Source organism: Streptomyces roseoviridis, from assembly GCF_039535235.1.
GTDB classification, from domain to species: Bacteria; Actinomycetota; Actinomycetes; order Streptomycetales; family Streptomycetaceae; genus Streptomyces; species Streptomyces roseoviridis.
Genome location: NZ_BAAAWU010000001.1, coordinates 522,755 through 540,592, shown reverse-complemented (window position 1 = coordinate 540,592; position 17,838 = coordinate 522,755). Strand labels below are relative to the sequence as shown.

Here is a 17,838-nt window from a genome sequence, read left to right as displayed (position 1 = left end):
CCGGAAGAAGGAACCCCCATGCCCTCTCCCCGCCTGCCCCAGCCTCCCCGCGGCCCCCGCGCCCGGCGCCGCCTCGGCGTGGCCCTCGCGGCCGCCCTCGCGCTCCTCGCCACCGTCGGAGGCACCGGCGCCGTCGCCTCGCCGGGATCCCGGGGCGCGGAGGCGCTGCGCGAGGTGATGTTCGTCGGGAACAACTGGGACGGCACGGCCGACGTCATCGAGGCCCGCGGCGAGTTCCGCCGCGTCGCGCGCGTGAACGTCATCCCCGACCGCGAGGAGCGGCTGCGCGAGATCCACCTCGACCCGGTCAAGCTGGCCTTCTTCCTCGGCGTGCGGCACGGGCCGGGCGAGGGCCACGACCAGTTCGTCGACGACATGTACGCCACCCCCGACGGCTCGGCGATGGTCGTCTCCCGGCCCAGCTTCGCCGACGTCGTCTCCGTCGACCTGCGCACCGGCCGGATCAGCTGGCGCTTCCCCGTGGCCGGACACCGCTCCGACCACATGGCCGTCTCGCCCGACGGCACCCGCGTCGCCGTCTCCGCCTCCACCGCCAACACCGTCCACGTCCTCGACATCGTCACCGGCCGCCAGCTCGGCTCCTTCAAGACCGGCGACAAGCCCCACGAGAACGTGTTCACCGCCGACGGCCTGCTGTGGAACATGTCGATCGGCGAGGTCACCACGGCCCTCGACGCACCCTGGCTCGACTGGACCAAGGGCGACCGGAAGATCACCGTCGTCGACGCGGCTACCTTCCGCACCGTACGCGTCATCGACATGCGCGAGCGCCTCGACGCCTTTGGGCGCGGCGACCTCTCCGACGCCGTCCGCCCCCTGGTCTTCACCCCGGACGAGAAGAAGCTCTACTTCCAGGTCTCCTTCCTGAGCGGCTTCCTGGAGTACGACGTCGCCACCGACCGCATCACCCGCCTCAAGAACCTCCCCGGCAACCCGGCGACCGACCCCGACCGCACCAGCTGGGTCAACGACTCGCGCCACCACGGCCTGTCGATGAGCCCCGACGGCACCAAGCTGTGCGTCGCGGGCACCATGGACGACTACGCGACCGTCGTCGACCGCGCCACCCTCCAGGAGGGCCCGCTCGTCGAGGTCAGCAAGCCCTACTGGGCCACGGTCAGCGGCGACGGCCGGTCCTGCGTCGTCTCCGAGAGCGGCGCCGACCGGGTGACCGCGATCGACTTCGCCACCGGCAGGCGGGTGGCCACCGTGGACGTCGGCGACCACCCGCAGCGGGTCCGCCTCGCCCACGTCCCCGCCGACTGGACCGGCCCCGCGGCCGGCTGAGCACCCGACACCACGAAGGGCCCGCCGGATCACCCGGCGGGCCCTTCGGCGGTCACCGGCCGGAGCTCAGGACCTGGTGACCTTCACCTCGTGGAGCGAGTAGCCCCATCCGGTCGCCCGCCGCACCCCCTGGACGCGCAGATAGCGGGCCGACTGCGAGGTGAACTCCGCCGTGTCGTAACCGCCGTCCCCGACATCCGTGGACCAGGCCGTGCGCCAGTTCGTGCCGTCGTCCGACACGTCGATGCGGTACGCGCGCGCGTACGCCCGCTCCCAGTCGAGGGTGACCCGGCCCACCCGGTGCACCGCGCCCAGGTCCACCTGCCACCACTGGCCGTCCGACCACTCGCTGGCCCACCGGGTGCCCGTGTCCCCGTCCACGGCGAGGCCGGGGGAGTGGTCGACGAACGGGTTCCACCACTGCGTGGTGCTGGCCGACGTCGGCTTCCCGGCGGCGAGGTCCACGCCCGGCCGGTGTCCCTGCGTCCTCTTCCACGTGGTCAGGTACGACTCGGCGCCCCGCGCCAGCTCCTCCACCACGGACGCCCCGCCCGGCGTGAGCCGGATCTGCTCGATCCAGTCCGGGACCAGGCCGTTGTGCGCGGCGCCGTCGGTGTTCAGGTCCCAGGTGCGCTCGCCCGTCACCTGGCGGTCCAGGACCGAGCCGCCGTCGAAGCTGCGGAAGGGGTACTTCACGGCGTTCGGGGCGCCCGCGCCGACCGGTCCCGGCCAGCCGCCGACGCCGTTCATGTCGGTGCCGTAGCCGAGGCCGACCCCGTACTTCCTGCGCAGCTCCGCCTTCTGGGTCGCCTCGCCGACGAAGCCCTGGGCGCCGTGCATGTACGGGGCGACGAAGCCGCCCAGGCGGTAGACCCGCTCCGTCCAGTCCAGGTCCATCCAGCTGTGGGTGGACAGCACGCCCGGATACTCCTCGGCCTCCAGGATGTCCAGGGCCCGGCCGGCCGCCTTGACGCTCATGTGGTCCAGCTCCAGCATCATGCCGCGCTGCATCATGCCCTTCAGGGCGTACTCCCCGAGCCGGGTCAGCCCGCGGGTGTTGCAGCGGGCGTCGGAGGCGTACGAGGGCACGCTCACCCCGGGCGGGAGCTTCGCCGCCATCGCGGGCGGTGCCGTCAGGCCGATCGGGTTGTCGGTCTGCGGCCCCGCGCACTTCTCCGTCGTCCAGAAGGTGCCCGTCGACAGGAACTGGCCGATGTTGACCGCCACGCCCGTGGTGCCGCTGTCGAAGCGCACCCCGCACAGCGCGTTGTCGAACTTGTGGCACAGGAACATGCTGCGCACGCCGAGCGCGTACAGCTCGTCCAGGCCCTTGTCGATGTCCGTCCGGTCGCACTGGGCGACATCGAGGACCTGCTTGCAGCCGAACGGCTCCGAGGTCTCCACGCCCAGCACCACCGCGAGCTTGCCCTGCTCGATCACCGAGCGGGCCTGCGCCGCGTCGGTCACGACGCGGAACCAGCCCTTGCCGGGGCCGCCCCACATGCGGTCGACGTAGTCCTGCAGCTCGTAGGTCTTGCGCGCCTCCAGGCGGATGGCGTCCATCTCGTCGCAGCCGCGGTCCCGGGGCAGCAGCGAGCAGATGAGCCCGTTGGTCACGAGGTCGTTGACCAGGACCCGCTGGCCGCCGCGCCAGGCCCGCTCCACCCAGGCGTAGTAGTTCTGCTGGTGGCTCAGCGAGTCATGGGCCGGCCAGTGCTTGAAGGTGGGCCAGCCGACCGGGTCGTGGTGGCCGTCGTCACCGCCGGTGAGATGCTCGAAGATGGCGCCCGCGCCGTCCGGATAGTGCTCGGGGCAGTCCTTGAGGGCGTCGGCCACGCCCGCCTCCGAGAACGTGCTGCCGCAGATCATGCGGCCGCCGAAGCCCTCGTTGGACATCAGGTGGTTGTGCGCGTCGACGAAGCCGCGCACCTTGCCGTCGGCGTCCGTCCCCGTGAAGGGGGCGCCCGTGACGTTGATCTGCGAGTCGGGTGCCGGCCGTGCGGCGGGCTCCCACCAGTTCGCGCCGGCGTCGGCGGCGGGGACCGGCCCCGCGCCGAAGACGACGGTGGCCAGGGCGATGAGCAGGGACACGAGGGCGAACCGGCCGCCCGCCCCGCGCGTAGATGGTCGTTTCATGTGGTCAGCCACGCCTTCGGTCATGGGGGATACCGGGCTGTGAGCCGTCCCGTGGGGGTTTCTCGCGGTAACAGCGGCTCGGGGCGAGGATCGCGAGGATCCCCGAGCGAGTCAAGGGTCCGGGTCGGATGACCTGTTGACGGCCGGTCAGCCCTCGATGAGTGCCACCAGCTGGTCGGCGGTCACGTCGAGCAGGTCCGCCGCGGCCCGCTCGTCGCCGAGGACCAGGTACTGGAGGGTGAGCCCGTCGACGGCCGCCGCGAGCACCCGGGCGAGCAGCTGCACCGGCACCCTCGGCGTCACCCCGCGCAGCGCGCACACCTGCTCGACCAGGGCGGTCGCCGACGCCACGTACTGCTCGTACTGCGCCCGCGCCAGATGCTCGAAGCCCTCCTCGCGCAGCGCGTACTGGGTGAGCTCATAGGTCAGCATGTGCTCGGCCGGACGGTCCGTCACATGGTCCCAGTACGTCCCGAGCGCCGCCCGGACCGTCTCGCGCAGCGTCGCCCGCGGCTCGACGGCCGACATCACCCGTGCCACGTAGCTGCCGGTGATGGACTCGATGGCGGCTTCCAGGAGCGCCTGCTTGGAGTCGAAGCAGTAGTGGAAGACGCTCAGCGACACCCCGGCCTCGGCGCACACGGACCGGGTCGTCGTCCGCGCCACCCCGTCCCTGGCCATCACCCGGACCGCCGCCTCCACCAACTGCCGGCGCCGCTCGGCCGACGGCATCCGCGCCATGCTTCCTCCTCGGGTCCGGCGCCAGGGTATCCGCCGGGCCCCCGCCCCGCGCCGTTACGGCACCGGGTGCGCCGCCCGGAACGCCAGCCGCTCTGCGGCGCCTGCGCCGACGGCGTGCACGGCCGCCCCGAAGGGCACCACGTCCCGGTCGAGGCCGAGCCCGGAAACCGCCGCTCGACCCGGCCGGCCGGCCGTGCCGCCACGTCGTGGACGTCCCGGAGGTGGAACACGAGCCGTGGCGGGGCGGCGAGTGCGCACAGCAGACCGGCGGCGGGCCCGGGCGGCGGGCGCGGCGGCGGGGCCGTGGAGGTCGCCCCGGGCGGGAGCGCCGAGGGCCATCGGGGCGGCGTCATCAGCCGTGCCCGGGTGAACGCGGCGGAACTGGGAGGTGCACAGACCTTGTCAGTGCAATTTCACATTACTATGTTACAGCTCACGGCGTGGCGGCCCAGGTCGCCAACTCCTCCGTGAGCCGGGGGAGTTCGCCGTGCGCACCGCATCCCCCACTACTCCCCGACCAGGAGCCCAGGTGTCCCAGCGCAGAGTCGTGCGTACCTCCCTTCTCGCCACCGCCGTTGCGGTGACCCTCGTCGCCACCGCCGGACAGGCCGCGACCCAGGCCGCCGAGCGGCCCGCCCCCGCCCCCGCGGCCCCCGCCCCCGTGGCCGCAACCGGCGCGAACCCCTTCGACGAGGTCGACCACCTGGCGAACGCCCGGCCGCTCGTCCCCGCCCCGGCCCCCGCGCCCGGCGGCACCGCGGCGCAGCCCCGCGTCCCCGGCCCCGCCAAGAGCGCCCAGCCCAAGGCCACGGCGCACACGGCCCGTTCGGCCGACGCCCCCGTCCTCGCGGCCGGGGTCCCCTGCACCCTGGACGGCATCACCACGCTCGCCCCCGAGCGCTTCGCCGACTTCCTCGCCGACCCGGCCGTCACCGCCGACGGCTGTCTGCGCGACCTGATCTGGACCTGGGACGCCCGCCTGGCGCCCGTCATGTCCGACGCCCACGTGCAGGCCGTCGCCCGCCGGATCTCCACCCTCGCCGCCGCCCACGACGGCCGCAACTCCTCCCACCTCGAGGAGATGTTCACCTACCTCCACGCGGTCGCCTACCACGACTTCGCCCGCACCGAGATCGACATCACCGACGCGCCCACCGTCGACGCGGTCCGCAGGGCCATCGCCGACTTCGGCAACGCCGCCCGCACCTTCGACGTCACCGCCTCCAACGCCCGCACCCTGCGCGAGGCCCTCTACATCGGCAGCGCCCCCGGCCTGCGCCAGCACCAGCTCGGTCTCATCGTCAAGGTCCTCGCCACCATGGACGCCGCGCACCCCGCGACGCACCAGGACCCCACCTGGGCCGGCGCCGCGCTCGCCGCGCTCTCCGTCAACTACCTGGGCGTCTACCCCGGCAACCAGGACCTCGCCTTCCACGGCGCCGTGAAGGCCGCCCCGGCCTACCGCGCCGCCTTCCGCGCCTTCTCCGGCCACACCCACCTCAAGGGCGGCGCGAACGCCTGGGTGGTCCGCGACGCCCTGGCCGAGTACGGCCGCTTCGGCCAGATAGCCGGCCTGGAGAGCCAGATCGTCGCCGACCTGGGCGCCCTCCTCCGCCCGGTCGAGACCGCCTTCGGTTCCGGCAGCCAGCCCTGGGCCAAGCTCGTCACCTGGCTCAACTTCTACGACGCCTGCGCGCCCTACGGCGTCTGCAAGGCCGACATCGAGAAGCGCATCTTCCCCTTCACCTACACGTACGACAACGGCACCATCCGCGTCCGCACCGGTCTCGACCGGGCCACCGTCGACCAGCTCTACTACGCGAGCAAGCAGGTCAAGGCCCAGTACCACCGCGTGCTCGGCACCGAACAGCCCCTGGCCGGCGACCCCAACACGACCCTGAACATCGTCCTGTACGCCTCCCGCGCCGACTACGAGAACTACCACCCGATCCTGACCGGGTACGACACGAACAACGGCGGCATCTACATCGAGAACGGCGCCACCTTCTACACCTACCAGCGGCGCGTCCCCCAGGACTCCACCCTCACCCTGGAAGAGCTCTTCCGGCACGAGTACGTCCACTACCTCAACGGCCGTTTCGCCGTGCCCGGCTTCTTCGGCGAGGGCCCCTGGCACCAGAACGACCGCACCACGGCCATGGACGAGGGCACGGCCGAGTTCTTCGACGGCGCCACCCGCGCCGACGGCATCGCCGTCCGCAAGTCCCTGGTCCGCGGCATCATCAACGACACCGCCTCCGGCGGCCCGCGGATGAACGTGCGCCAGATCCTGCACGCCACCTACGACGGCGACGGCTTCCGCTTCTACAGCTACGCCGGCACCTTCTTCGAGTTCCTGTGGACCGAACGCCCCTCGCTGCTGCGCGAGATGTACACGCACCTGCGCGCGAACGACGTCACGCGCTACGACGCCTGGCGCGAGCGCCTCAGCGCCGACAGGGGCCTGCAGAGCGGATACGACCGCTTCCTGGACGCCCAGATCGCCCAGGTCGACCGCCTCCACGTCCCGAACACCACGTACACGCCCAACGAACAGCTCACCTACTCCACCGTGGCGGGGGTACGGGCCGCCTTCGCCGGGGCCACGTACAGCAACCCGGACTGCGTCGAGAACGGCGACCCCGGCAAGCGGCGCTTCGTCTGCACCGGACGCATCACCGCCAACCTGACCGACGCCGCCAGCGACGACCGGAACTTCAAGGACATGTCCGAGACGGTCGACTACTTCCTCCTCGACCGCGCCGCGGAGGCCCGCCTGAACAACCTGGCCGACATGAACTGCAGCTTCGGGCCGATCGAGATCTGGTCCAACCGGACCGCCGGCACGTCGAGCTACCGCTGCGAGGGCCCGCTCCGCAGCTGACGCCCAGGCCCGGGGGGCAACCCCTGGGCACCGCCTGAAGAATGTGACATATTACTGCCGTGCCCAAGAGACACTCCCTGGACGCCGTGATCATCGGTGCCGGCGTCGTCGGAGCCGCCTGCGCGTACTACGCGGCCCGCTCCGGCCTCTCCGTCGCCGTCGTCGACCGCGGTCCCGTCGCGGGCGGCACCACCGGTGCCGGGGAAGGCAACCTGCTCGTCTCCGACAAGGGGGCGGGCCCCGAGCTCGACCTCGCGCTGCTGTCCACGAGACTCTGGCGCGAACTGTCCGGCGCACTCCCGCCGGACATGGAGTACGAGCCCAAGGGCGGTCTCGTCGTGGCGCCCGACGAGACCACCCTCAAGGCCCTCCGCGTCTTCGCGGAGGGCCAGCGGGCCGCCGGTGTCACCGCCACCGAAGTCCCCGGCGACGCACTCGCGGACGTCGAACCCCACCTCAGCCCCGCCATGGCGGGCGCCTTCCACTACCCCGAGGACGCCCAGGTCCAGCCCGCGCGGGCCGCGGCCCGCCTCCTCGCGGCCGCCTCCTGCGCCACCCACCTCGGCGAAGAGGTCACCGAGATCCTCCGCACGCCCACCGGAGCCGTCCGCGGCCTGCGCACCCCCCGCCGCGAACTCCTCGCCCCCGCCGTCGTGAACGCGGCCGGCACCTGGGGCGGACGGATCGCCGACCTCGCCGGCTCCCACCTGCCCGTGCTGCCCCGCCGCGGCTTCGTCCTGGTCACCGAACCCCTGCCGCGGGTGGTCCGCCACAAGGTCTACGCGGCCGACTACGTCGCCGACGTCGCCAGCGACTCGGCCGCGCTGCAGTCCTCGGCGGTCGTCGAGGGCACCCCCGCCGGCCCCGTCCTCATCGGCGCCACCCGCGAGCGCGTCGGCTTCGACCGCTCCCTCTCCCTCGAAGCCCTCCGCCGCCTCGCGGCCCAGGCGGCAGCCCTCTTCCCCGTCCTCGCCGACGTCGACGTCCTGCGCACGTACCACGGCTTCCGCCCCTACCTCCCGGACCACCTGCCGGCGATCGGCGCCGACCCGCGCGTCCCGGGCCTGTACCACGCGTGCGGCCACGAAGGCGCGGGCATCGGCCTGGCCCCGGCCACCGGAGTCCTCGTCACCGCCGCCCTGACCGGCGCCGCACCACCCCTCGACCCCACGCCCTTCCGACCGGACCGCGACTTCGAAGGATCACCCTCATGAGCAGCCTGAGCTTCGACGGCCGCGAACTGCCCTTCCACGAGGGACAGTCCATCGCCGCCGCGCTCTGGTCGGCCGGCGTCCTCGCCTGGCGCACCACCCGCTCCGGCGGCGCCCCGCGCGGTGTCTTCTGCGGAATCGGCCAGTGTCACGACTGCCTGGTCACCGTCAACGGCCGCCCCAACCGGCGCGCCTGTCTCGTCCCGGCCCGGCCGGGCGACACCGTCACCACCCAGGAGGGAACGGGCCGTGCCGCACTCGGTCGCTGATCTCGCCGTCGTCGGCGCGGGCCCCGCCGGCCTGGCCGCCGCGGTCACCGCCGCCGACCTGGGCCTCTCCGTGGCCCTCGTCGACGCCGGAGCACGCCCCGGCGGCCAGTACTACCGCCACCCCGCCCCCGAGCTCCGGGCCGCCCGCCCCGACCTGACCGTGCACCACCACGACTGGCGCGCCTTCACTTCCCGCGCATCCCGCCTGCGCGCCCACGAGGCGGCGCACCGCGTCACCTTCCTGCCCCGTCACCACGTCTGGACCGTGACCCCCGAGGGCCCCGCCTGGACCCTCCACACCCGCACCGAGGAGGACACCGCCGCGCCCGCCACCGTCACCGCCCGCGCCGTGCTGCTCGCCACCGGCGCGTACGAGCGCCAGCTGCCCTTCCCCGGGTGGACCCTGCCGGGCGTGGTCGCGGCCGGCGGCGCGCAGGCCATGCTGAAGGGCGGCCTGGTGCTGCCGGGCCGGCGGACCGTCGTGGCGGGCAGCGGCCCGCTGCTCCTCGCCGTCGCGGCGTCCCTGGCCGCCGCGGGCGCCCGGGTCCCCGCCGTGGTCGAGGCGGCCGCGTACGGCGGATACGCCCGCAACGTCGGGACGCTGCTGCGGAATCCGGCGAAGCTGGCCGAGGGGGCCCGCTTCGGCGCCGCCCTCGCCCGTCACGCGGTGCGGCTGCTGACCCGGCACTCCGTCGTGGAGGCGCACGGCACGGACCGGGTGGAGGCGGTGACGGTCGCGCGCCTGGACCGCGACTGGCGCCCGGTGCCCGGAACCGGCCGACGGATCCCCTGCGACTCCGTGGCCGTCGGGCACGGCCTGGTCCCCGAACTGTCCCTCGCCACGGCCCTCGGCTGCGCCACCCGCGTCGCCGCCGACGGCACGGTCGCCCTCGACCTCACTGCCGATCAGCGCACTTCGGTGCCGGGCGTCTGGTCGGCGGGGGAGACCGGCGGCATCGGCGGCGCCCGACTGGCCCTGGTGGAAGGGGAGCTGGCGGCCCGCTCGATCGCCGCGTCCCTGGGCGCCACGCCCGCACCCGCCGGCGTCCCGGCTGCGCTGCGCCGCCGCCGGGACCGTCTGCGGGCCTTCGCCGACGCGATGGGCGCGGCGCACCGCCCCGGCGACGGCTGGCGGGACTGGCTGCGGGACGACACGGACGTCTGCCGCTGCGAGGAGGTGCCGGCCGGCCGCGTCCGGGAGGCGGTCGACGAGCTGGGGGCGCGGGACGCGCGCACGGTGAAGCTGCTGACCCGGGCCGGCATGGGCTGGTGCCAGGGCCGCATGTGCGGTCCGGCGGTGGCGGCGCTGTGCGGAACGGACCCGGCCCCGGACCGCAGGCCGCTGGCGTGCCCCGTGCCGCTGCGCCGGCTGGCGGAGCTCCCCGCGGATCAGGACTGATCCTCCCCCGACGCGGTCTTGTGGCCGTCGTACGACAGTCAGTAAAATGTCACACCCTACAAAGGAGTCATTCATGAGCAGCTGGACCCCGGCCCGCCCCTGGCGCGGCATCATGGTCGCCACCGCCCTCCCGTTGCGCCAGGACCTGACGGTCGACTACGACGCCTACGCCGAGCACGTCCACTGGCTGGTCGAGAACGGCTGCGACGGCGTCGTGCCCAACGGTTCCCTGGGCGAATACCAGACCCTCACCGACGAGGAGCGGGCCCGCGTGGTCCGTACGGCGGTGGAGGCGGCCGGCGACGGGGCCAGGGTCATGCCGGGCGTCGCCGCCTACGGCAGCGCCGAATCCCGGCGCTGGGCCGAGCAGGCCGCCGAAGCCGGCGCGGGCTCGGTGCTGCTGCTGCCGCCGAACGCCTTCCGGGCGGACGAGGCCGCGGTCCTCGCCCACTACGCGGAGGTCGCGGAGGCCGGACTGCCGGTCGTCGCCTACAACAACCCCATCGACACGAAGGTCGACCTCACCCCCGCCCTGCTCGCCCGGCTGCACGCCGAGGGCCGCATCGTCGCGGTGAAGGAGTTCAGCGGCGACGTCCGCCGCGCCTACGAGATCGCCGAACTCGCACCCGAACTCGACCTGCTGATCGGCGCGGACGACGTCCTGCTCGAACTGGCCCTGGCCGGCGCGGTGGGCTGGGTCGCCGGCTACCCGAACGCGCTGCCCTCCTCCTGCGCCGAGCTGTACCGGGCCGCCGTGGCAGGGGACGTCGCCACCGCCCTCCCGCTGTACAGGTCGCTGCACCCGCTGCTGCGCTGGGACTCCAGGACCGAGTTCGTCCAGGCCATCAAGCTCTCGATGGACCTCGCCGGACGGCCCGGCGGCCCGACCCGCCCGCCCCGGCTGCCGCTCGGCGGCGCCGCCGAGGGCGCCGTACGCTCCGCGACCGAGAAGGCCCTGGCCGACGGCCACCACTGACCCGGGGGAACCCATGCGCACCCGTCACGTCTACCACGCCGTCGACTCGCACACCGAGGGCATGCCCACCCGGGTGATCACCGGGGGAGTCGGGGTGATTCCCGGCGCCACCATGGCCGAGAAGCGGCTGCACTTCATCGAGCACCTGGACCACCTCCGGACGCTCCTGATGTACGAACCGCGCGGCCACGCGGCCATGAGCGGCGCCATCCTCCAGCCGCCCACCCGCCCCGACGCCGACTACGGCGTCCTGTTCATCGAGGTGTCCGGCCTGCTCCCCATGTGCGGCCACGGCACGATCGGCGTCGCCACCGTGCTCGTCGAGACGGGCATGGTGCCGGTGTCCGAACCGGTCACCACCGTCCGGCTCGACACCCCCGCGGGCCTCGTCGGCGTGGACGTACGCGTCGAGGACGGCGCGGCCACCGCCGTCACGCTCACCAACGTGCCGGCCTTCTGCGTCGGCCTCGACCTGAAGGCGGAGGTCCCCGGACACGGCACCGTCACCTACGACCTCGCGTACGGCGGCAACTTCTACGCCTTCGTGGACCTCGACGCGCTCGGTCTGCCCTTCGACCGGTCCCGCAAGGAGGACCTGCTCGCCGCCGGGCTCGCCGTGATGGACGCCGTCAACGGCGGCCCGAACCGGCCGGTCCACCCGGAGGACCCCGCCCAGGGCGGTGTGAAGCACGTCTATCTCGCCGCCCCCGGCTCCGACGCCCGCCGCTCCCGGCACGCCATGGCCATCCATCCCGGCTGGTTCGACCGCTCGCCGTGCGGCACGGGCACCAGCGCGCGGATGGCCCAGCTGCACGCCCGCGGACTGCTGCCGCTGGACACCGACTTCGTCAACGAGTCCTTCATCGGTACGGAGTTCACCGGCCGGCTGGTCGGCGAGACCACGGTCGGGGGCCGCCCGGCCGTGGTGCCGACGGTCACCGGCCGGGCCTGGATCACGGGCACCGCCCAGTACTTCCTCGATCCGGCCGACCCCTTCCCCGGAGGCTTCCTCCTGTGAGCCCCACCGCCCCGCACCCCGTGCCACCGGCCTCGCGGGCGGCCGTCCCCGAGGCCGTGTCCCCGGCCGAGGTCCGCACCACGGACTACCACACCGCGGGCGAACCCTTCCGGATCGTGTCCGAAGGATTCCCCCCGGTCCCCGGCGACACCGTCGCCGAGCGCCGCGCCGGCCTCCTCCGCCCGGCCGGCCCGGCCGGCACGGGCCCCACCCCCCGCGCCACACCGCACGACCGGCTGCGGAGGCTGCTCGTCCAGGAACCGCGCGGCCACGCCGGCATGTACGGCGGCTTCGTGGTGCCGCCGGACGACGACGGTGCCCACCTGGGCGTCGTGTTCTGGCACAAGGACGGCTACTCGACCGCCTGCGGCCACGGCACGATGGCGCTCGGCGCCTGGGCGGTCGACACGGGCCTGGTGGCCGCCCCGGCCGACCGGGACGTCCAGGTCCGCATCGACGTCCCCTCCGGGCGGGTCACCGCGACCGTGCACCGCGCGGGAGGCCGCACCACCGGCGTCACCTTCCGCAACGTCCCCGCCCGGGTCACCGCCCGGAAGGTCCGCCTGACCACGCGCCTCGGCGAGGTCGACGTCGACCTCGCCCACGCCGGCGCCTGCTACGCCTCGCTCCCCGCCGACGCCCTCGGCCTCCGCGTCGACCGGGCCGCGCTGCCCGAACTGGTCGCCGCGGCCCGGGAGATCAGGACCGCGCTCGACGGCCATCCCGCCACCCGGCATCCGGACGGACCGCTGCTGTCCGGTGTGTACGGGGTGATCCTCCACGAGGAGCTCCCCGACACCCCGGCCGGGCCGCACCAGCGCAACGTGACCGTCTTCGCCGACGGGCAGGTCGACCGCTCACCCTGCGGCTCGGGCACCTCGGCCCGGCTCGCCCTGCTCGCCGAGGACGGACGCCTCCGCGAGGGCGGGGAGCTGACCCACGAGTCGGTCACCGGCACCCTCTTCACCGGCCGGGCGCTGCCCCGAGCGGTGCCGGCGGCCGAGGGACTGGTCACCGAGGTGACCGGAACGGCGCACCGCACGGGCGAGCACCGCTTCGTCCTCGACCCGTACGACGCCCTCGGCACGGGCTTCCCGCTGTGAACGCCACGGCGCCGTGGGGCGGCGAGGGGCCGCGGTGGATCGACGGCCCGGCCGTCGCGCGCCTGCTGCCGCCGGCCCGGGCGGTCGACGCGCTCGCCGACGTGCTGCGCGAAGGGCTCGACCCGGAGCGCTGCCCGCGGCGGACGGCGCTGCCCGTACCGGCCGGCGAACTGCTGCTGATGCCGGCCGCCTGGGGCTCCTGGGCGGGCGTGAAGATCGCGGGCGTGGCCCCCGGCAACCCCGCCGCCGGGCTTCCCCGGATCACCGGCGGCTATCTGCTCCTGGACGGCACCCGTCTGCGCCCCGTGGCCCTGCTCGACGGAGCGGCCCTCACCGCCCTCCGCACCCCCGCCGTCTCGGCCCTGGCCATCCGTCACCTCGCGCCCGACGGTCGGCCGTTGCGCCTCGTCCTGTTCGGCTCGGGGCCGCAGGCGTACGGTCACCTGGCGGCGGTGCTCGCCGTGCGCGAGGTGGCCGAGGCGGTGGTCGTCGCCCGAGACCCGGCGCGCGCGCAGCGGCTCGCCGCGCACGCCCGGACCCTCGGCGTGCCCCGGGCCCGTACCGGAACGCCCGGCGACGTGGCGGGCGCCGACCTGGTGGTGTGCTGCACCACGGCCCGTGCCCCGCTCTTCGACGGGCGGCGGGTGGTGCCGGGTGCCACGGTGGTGGCCGTCGGCTCGCACGAACCCGACGCCCGGGAGACCGACTCGGCCCTGGTCCGGCGGTCCTCGGTCTGGGTGGAGTCGCGGGCGGCGGCGCTGCGCGAGGCGGGCGACCTGCTGGTCCCGCGGGCCGAGGGCGCGATCGGCCCGGACCACGTCGCGGGCACGCTGGCCGACCTGGTCACGGGACGGTCCGGGCCGCCGCCGGACGGAACGGGGCCCCGCCTCTTCAAGAGCGTCGGCATGGCCTGGGAGGACCTGGCCGTGGCGGTGGCCGTCCACCGGGCGGCGCTCACGGAGCCCCCGGCACCGCCGCCGTCGCCCCCGGCGGTGCCGGAACCGCCGCCGGCACCGCACCGCGCGGCCGGGGCCGACCGCGAAACGTGACATTGTACGCTGTCCCTCTGCGAGTTCTCGGAGGATCAGCGTGGGTGACCTGAAGCAGCACAGTCTCATCAAGGCCCAGGAGCGGCTCCGCGACCAGGTCGGCCACGCCCTGCGCGCCGCCCTGATAGCGGGCGAACTCCGGCCGGGCAGCGTCTACTCCGCGCCGGGACTCGCCGCCGAGCTCGGCGTGTCGGCCACGCCCGTGCGCGAGGCGATGCTCGACCTGGCCCGCGAGGGCCTGGTCGAGCCGGTCCGCAACAAGGGCTTCCGGATCACCGAGGTCAGCGAGCGCGAACTCGACCAGTGCACCGAACTGCGCATGCTGATCGAGGTCCCGACCGTCGGCCGGGTCACCGGACTGGCCACCCGCGAACAGCTGGAGGAACTCCGCCCGCTCGCCGAGGAGATCGTCACCAACGCGCGCGAGCACAACCTCATCGGCTACCTGGAGGCCGACCGCCGCTTCCACCTCACCCTCCTCGGGCTGGCCGGGAACGACCGGCTCGTGGAGACCGTCGGTGACCTGCGCAAGCGCTCCCGCCTCTACGGCCTCACCGGCCTCGACGAGGCCGGCAAGCTGGTCTCCTCGGCGGAGGAGCACCTGGAGCTCCTGGACCTGATGATCGCCGGCGACGTGCGGGCCGCCGAGGCGTGCATGCACCGTCACCTCGGCCACGTCCGCTCGCTCTGGGCCGAGGCCCGCGACGAACCGGTGGAACGCCCCGCCGGCCGCCTCGGCCCGGTCCGCAAGGGCTGACCCGCACGCGCCCCGGGGGCCGCCCGGGACCCGGTCCCGACCGGCTCCGGGAGCCGGCGGACCGGGGAACCCGGCCTCCCGGGGTGCCTCAGCGCACGGACTGCCCATACACGTGGTCCACGGGCATCCGCATGAGCACCCGCCGGTCGGCGACCATCACCGACCGGTACTCCTCCCAGTCCGGGTGCTCCCCGGCCGCGAGCCGGTAGTACTCCACGAGCGCCTCCACCTCCGGCCCGTACGGGTCGGTCCCGGGGCCGGTCAGGGTCACCGTCCCCTCGGCGGTGGCCCACGACCAGCCGTCCTCGCTGGTGACCTCCAGGGCCGCGCGAGGGTCGCGCCGCAGGTTCACGGTCTTGGCCCGGCCCTCGGTCATCGACACGTAGACGGTGTCGGTCCCGGCGTCGTAGTACGGCATCACGGGGGAGAGCTGCGGGCGTCCGTCGGCCTTGAGGGTGGCGAGGACGCCGAGCCGGCTCGTGGCGAGAAGGGCGCGGGGGTCGAACCGTGTCGTCGTCATGTCCCTCTCCAAGTGCCGCACACCGGCGCTTTGTTCCCGTGCTCCGCCCGCGCCCGCGCTCAGGACCGACCGGGCGGGAACGCCGCGTCGGTGACGACGTCCGACGGGCCGGCCCCGTCCCGGTCCGGCTCGGTGCGGACCGCGCGGGCCGGCGCGGCGATCGTCTCCCCGCGCTCCCGCAGCCGGTCCTCCGCCGCCGCGTGGGCGGTGAGATCCGCGGGTACGGCCCCTCCTCGCCGATCCTCGCCGGTCCTCGCGGTCCCCGGCCCTTCCGGTTCCTCCGGTCGCGACGAGCCTCGTCCCTGCCCCAGGGCAGGGTCAGGCGCGGGCGGCGAGGCGCGCTCCCGGGCCCGTCGCGCGCGCGACGGCCAGGGCCGCGGCGGCGCTCGCCATGCCGAGGACGGCGCCGGCGGCGACGTCGCCCGGATAGTGGACGCCGGTGTGGACGCGGGAGTACCCGACGGCGCTCGCGAGGATCCCGAGCGGGACGGCGGCCGGCGGGAGGACCACGCCCACCGCCGTCGCGAAGGCGACCGCCGAGGCGGTGTGGCCCGACGGGAAGGACGCCGAGGTCGGCATCGGCACATGGCGGTCGACGGTGACCCGCGCCGCCTCGCGGTCCGGACGGGCCCGGCGGACCAGGCGCTTGCCGAGCAGGTTCGCGGACGCCGAGGCCACGGCCACCGCCCCGACGCCCGCGACCGCCGCCGTGCGGGCCTGGCCGCCGAGCAGGGTGAGCGCGGCGGCGACGGACAGGGAGATCTTGGAGTGGTCGGCCGTGTGGGAGAGACGGCGCAGGGTGCGGTCCAGGGTCGGCGTCGGCGTCGCCGCCACCGCCGCGTACAGGGCGCCGTCGACCGCGCGCAGGTCCGACAGGACGGCGCCGACGGTGCCCCATCGCGCTTTCGGCCGGGACGCGTCCCCCTCGGCGGGGGAGGGGGTGCGGGGGGCCGGGCCGGGCGTGGGTTCGTTCATGGGTTCCTTCATCGGGACTCTCCTCGGGGGCCGAAGGCCAGGGCGACGATGCGACGCCACCGCAGCGGCGGGGCGGGCGGCACGGTTCCGGGCCGGTCGCGCGGGACGCGCACGCGCAGGGCGCGTGGCCGCAGGGTGCAGACGACGGGGGCGGGCAGGACCAGGGCCTCGCCGTCCACCGCCACCGGAAGCGTGCCGGTGGCGGCGGTGACCTCGACGCGGCGGGCGGCGAGGATGTTCAGACCTTCGGACTGCGCGCCGCGGACGGCGAGTTCCGCCGCCTGCGCCGCGCCCTCCACACGGACCGCGATGACTCCGAGGACCCCCCGGTCGAGGCGGGGCCGGCGCCCGGCGCCCAGCGGGTCGGCCGGGGTGTCGTACGGGTTGTTGCTGACCAGCAGGGCCTGCTGCTCCGGCAGCGTCGTCCCGTCGACGACGGCGTCGAACCGGCGTCCGCCGTCGCCCGTCAGCAGGTCGGGCATGACGCTGAGGGCGGTGCCCGCCTTGGCGTCGCGGTACTCGGGCCGCTGCACGACGTCCGCGTACACGCCGAAGGAGACGGTGTTCACGAACGCCCGCCCGGCGACGTCACCCAGGTCGACCCGCAGCTCCTCGCCGTCGGTGAGGGCGTCGAGGCAGCGGGCCGGGTCGTCCCGGTCGAGCCCCAGGTCCATCGCGAAGTGATTGCGGGTGCCGGCGCTGATGACCAGGAACGGCAGGTCGTGCTCGGCCGCGACCGCCGCCACCAGGGCCTGCGTCCCGTCGCCGCCGGCCACGCCGAGCAGATCGGCGCCGTCCGCGACGGCCTGCCGGGCGAGCGCGGCGACGTCCAGGTGCCCCGGCCCGCCGGATCCGGCCTCCCCGGGCCCGGTGTCCTCCCGCTCCGGTTCGCCGCGCGGTTCGGCCTCAGCGTCGGTGTCCGGGTCGGCGGGCCGCTCCCGCGCCTCGTCGCCGTCCAGGAGGACGACCCGCGCGCCGAGCCGCTCGGCGTACTCGACGAGGCCGAAGCGCTCCACCTTGCCGCCGCCCGACCGCGGGTTCATGAAGAGCACCGGCCGGCGCGGGCGCGGTGCCGGTGTGGCGGCGCGCGGCCGGTGGGGCCGGCGGAGGGCCGAACGGGCGCAGGACAGCGCCACCGCCCACAGGCCGAGGGCGGTGAGCGCCGACCGCCACAGACCGCCGTCGACGTAGAGCAGCAGCACGCCCACGGGCGTGCCGACCGCGAGCAGCGCCCCGAGCAGGCGCACCGGCCCGCGGTGCGCGAGGAACCACCAGGTGCCCGCCGCGCACAGGACGAGCCCCGCGAGCCCGAGAGCGATGATCAGCAGACCCCCGCTCCCGAACGGCACGAACAGCGAGACGACGGCCGCCACGGCGCACAGCAGCGCGAGGCGTGCGAGCAGCCGCGCCCGCGCCGTGACGACTCCGGTGCTCGTCACCGTCTGTCTCTCCATGTCCGGGCCCTCCCCGTGTCTCGGCCCCCAGCCTGGTA

General features: G+C 74.8%; 15 protein-coding genes. 10 read left to right on the top strand and 5 right to left on the bottom strand.

Going from position 1 to position 17,838, the window contains the following annotated elements; all coding sequences use genetic code 11:
• Window positions 1-18 precede the first annotated feature (18 nt).
• Complete coding sequence (locus ABD954_RS02455; RefSeq protein WP_345484051.1) at window positions 19-1,308, top strand: YncE family protein; 1,290 nt, start codon at window positions 19-21, stop codon at window positions 1,306-1,308.
• A gap of 66 nt (window positions 1,309-1,374) precedes the next feature.
• On the opposite strand, the gene ABD954_RS02450 is transcribed toward ABD954_RS02455, so the two are convergent.
• Window positions 1,375-3,444: a galactose-binding domain-containing protein gene (locus tag ABD954_RS02450; RefSeq protein WP_345484050.1), complete on the bottom strand. Its 2,070-nt coding sequence runs from the start codon at window positions 3,442-3,444 to the stop codon at window positions 1,375-1,377.
• A 147-nt stretch (window positions 3,445-3,591) separates the two neighbouring features.
• On the bottom strand, window positions 3,592-4,185 hold the full coding sequence (locus ABD954_RS02445) for a TetR/AcrR family transcriptional regulator (protein ID WP_345484049.1): 594 nt from the start codon (window positions 4,183-4,185) through the stop codon (window positions 3,592-3,594).
• Between the two features lie 529 nt (window positions 4,186-4,714).
• Here ABD954_RS02445 and ABD954_RS02440 point away from each other — a divergent pair.
• From ABD954_RS02440 to ABD954_RS02400, 9 genes are all read left to right on the top strand, one after another.
• Window positions 4,715-7,069: a collagenase gene (locus tag ABD954_RS02440; protein ID WP_345484048.1), complete on the top strand. Its 2,355-nt coding sequence runs from the start codon at window positions 4,715-4,717 to the stop codon at window positions 7,067-7,069.
• A gap of 59 nt (window positions 7,070-7,128) precedes the next feature.
• Window positions 7,129-8,283, top strand: a complete 1,155-nt coding sequence (locus ABD954_RS02435; RefSeq protein WP_345484047.1) for an NAD(P)/FAD-dependent oxidoreductase — start codon at window positions 7,129-7,131, stop codon at window positions 8,281-8,283.
• Window positions 8,280-8,549 (top strand): (2Fe-2S)-binding protein, encoded by a 270-nt coding sequence (locus ABD954_RS02430; RefSeq protein ID WP_345484046.1) that lies wholly within the window; start codon window positions 8,280-8,282, stop codon window positions 8,547-8,549. The genes ABD954_RS02435 and ABD954_RS02430 overlap by 4 nt, the downstream gene beginning before the upstream one ends.
• Window positions 8,530-9,948 carry an FAD-dependent oxidoreductase gene (locus tag ABD954_RS02425; RefSeq protein WP_345484045.1) on the top strand — a complete coding sequence of 473 codons (1,419 nt, stop codon included), beginning with the start codon at window positions 8,530-8,532 and terminating at the stop codon, window positions 9,946-9,948. The genes ABD954_RS02430 and ABD954_RS02425 overlap by 20 nt, the downstream gene beginning before the upstream one ends.
• A gap of 73 nt (window positions 9,949-10,021) precedes the next feature.
• A complete protein-coding gene (locus tag ABD954_RS02420) occupies window positions 10,022-10,924 on the top strand; it encodes a dihydrodipicolinate synthase family protein (protein ID WP_345484044.1) in 903 nt (300 codons plus the stop codon).
• 13 nt (window positions 10,925-10,937) lie between these two features.
• Entirely contained in the window at window positions 10,938-11,942 is a 1,005-nt protein-coding gene (locus ABD954_RS02415; RefSeq protein ID WP_345484043.1) for a proline racemase family protein, read from the top strand.
• A gap of 56 nt (window positions 11,943-11,998) precedes the next feature.
• Window positions 11,999-13,045 carry a proline racemase family protein gene (locus ABD954_RS02410; protein ID WP_425584106.1) on the top strand — a complete coding sequence of 349 codons (1,047 nt, stop codon included), beginning with the start codon at window positions 11,999-12,001 and terminating at the stop codon, window positions 13,043-13,045.
• Window positions 13,042-14,094, top strand: coding sequence for an ornithine cyclodeaminase family protein (locus ABD954_RS02405; protein WP_345484042.1), 1,053 nt, complete (start codon window positions 13,042-13,044; stop codon window positions 14,092-14,094). The genes ABD954_RS02410 and ABD954_RS02405 overlap by 4 nt, the downstream gene beginning before the upstream one ends.
• A gap of 40 nt (window positions 14,095-14,134) precedes the next feature.
• Complete coding sequence (locus tag ABD954_RS02400) at window positions 14,135-14,851, top strand: GntR family transcriptional regulator (RefSeq protein WP_345484041.1); 717 nt, start codon at window positions 14,135-14,137, stop codon at window positions 14,849-14,851.
• An 88-nt stretch (window positions 14,852-14,939) separates the two neighbouring features.
• On the opposite strand, the gene ABD954_RS02395 is transcribed toward ABD954_RS02400, so the two are convergent.
• The 3 genes from ABD954_RS02395 to ABD954_RS02385 all read right to left on the bottom strand — a co-directional run bounded on the left by ABD954_RS02395 (window position 14,940) and on the right by ABD954_RS02385 (window position 17,800).
• On the bottom strand, window positions 14,940-15,371 hold the full coding sequence (locus tag ABD954_RS02395) for a PPOX class F420-dependent oxidoreductase (protein ID WP_345484040.1): 432 nt from the start codon (window positions 15,369-15,371) through the stop codon (window positions 14,940-14,942).
• Between the two features lie 318 nt (window positions 15,372-15,689).
• The gene (locus ABD954_RS02390) at window positions 15,690-16,358 is read right to left on the bottom strand and encodes a phosphatase PAP2 family protein (RefSeq protein WP_345484038.1); all 669 of its coding nucleotides are present in this window, start codon (window positions 16,356-16,358) and stop codon (window positions 15,690-15,692) included.
• Complete coding sequence (locus ABD954_RS02385) at window positions 16,355-17,800, bottom strand: diacylglycerol/lipid kinase family protein (RefSeq protein ID WP_345484037.1); 1,446 nt, start codon at window positions 17,798-17,800, stop codon at window positions 16,355-16,357. Before ABD954_RS02385 ends, ABD954_RS02390 begins: the two co-directional genes overlap by 4 nt.
• Window positions 17,801-17,838: the final 38 nt, after the last annotated feature.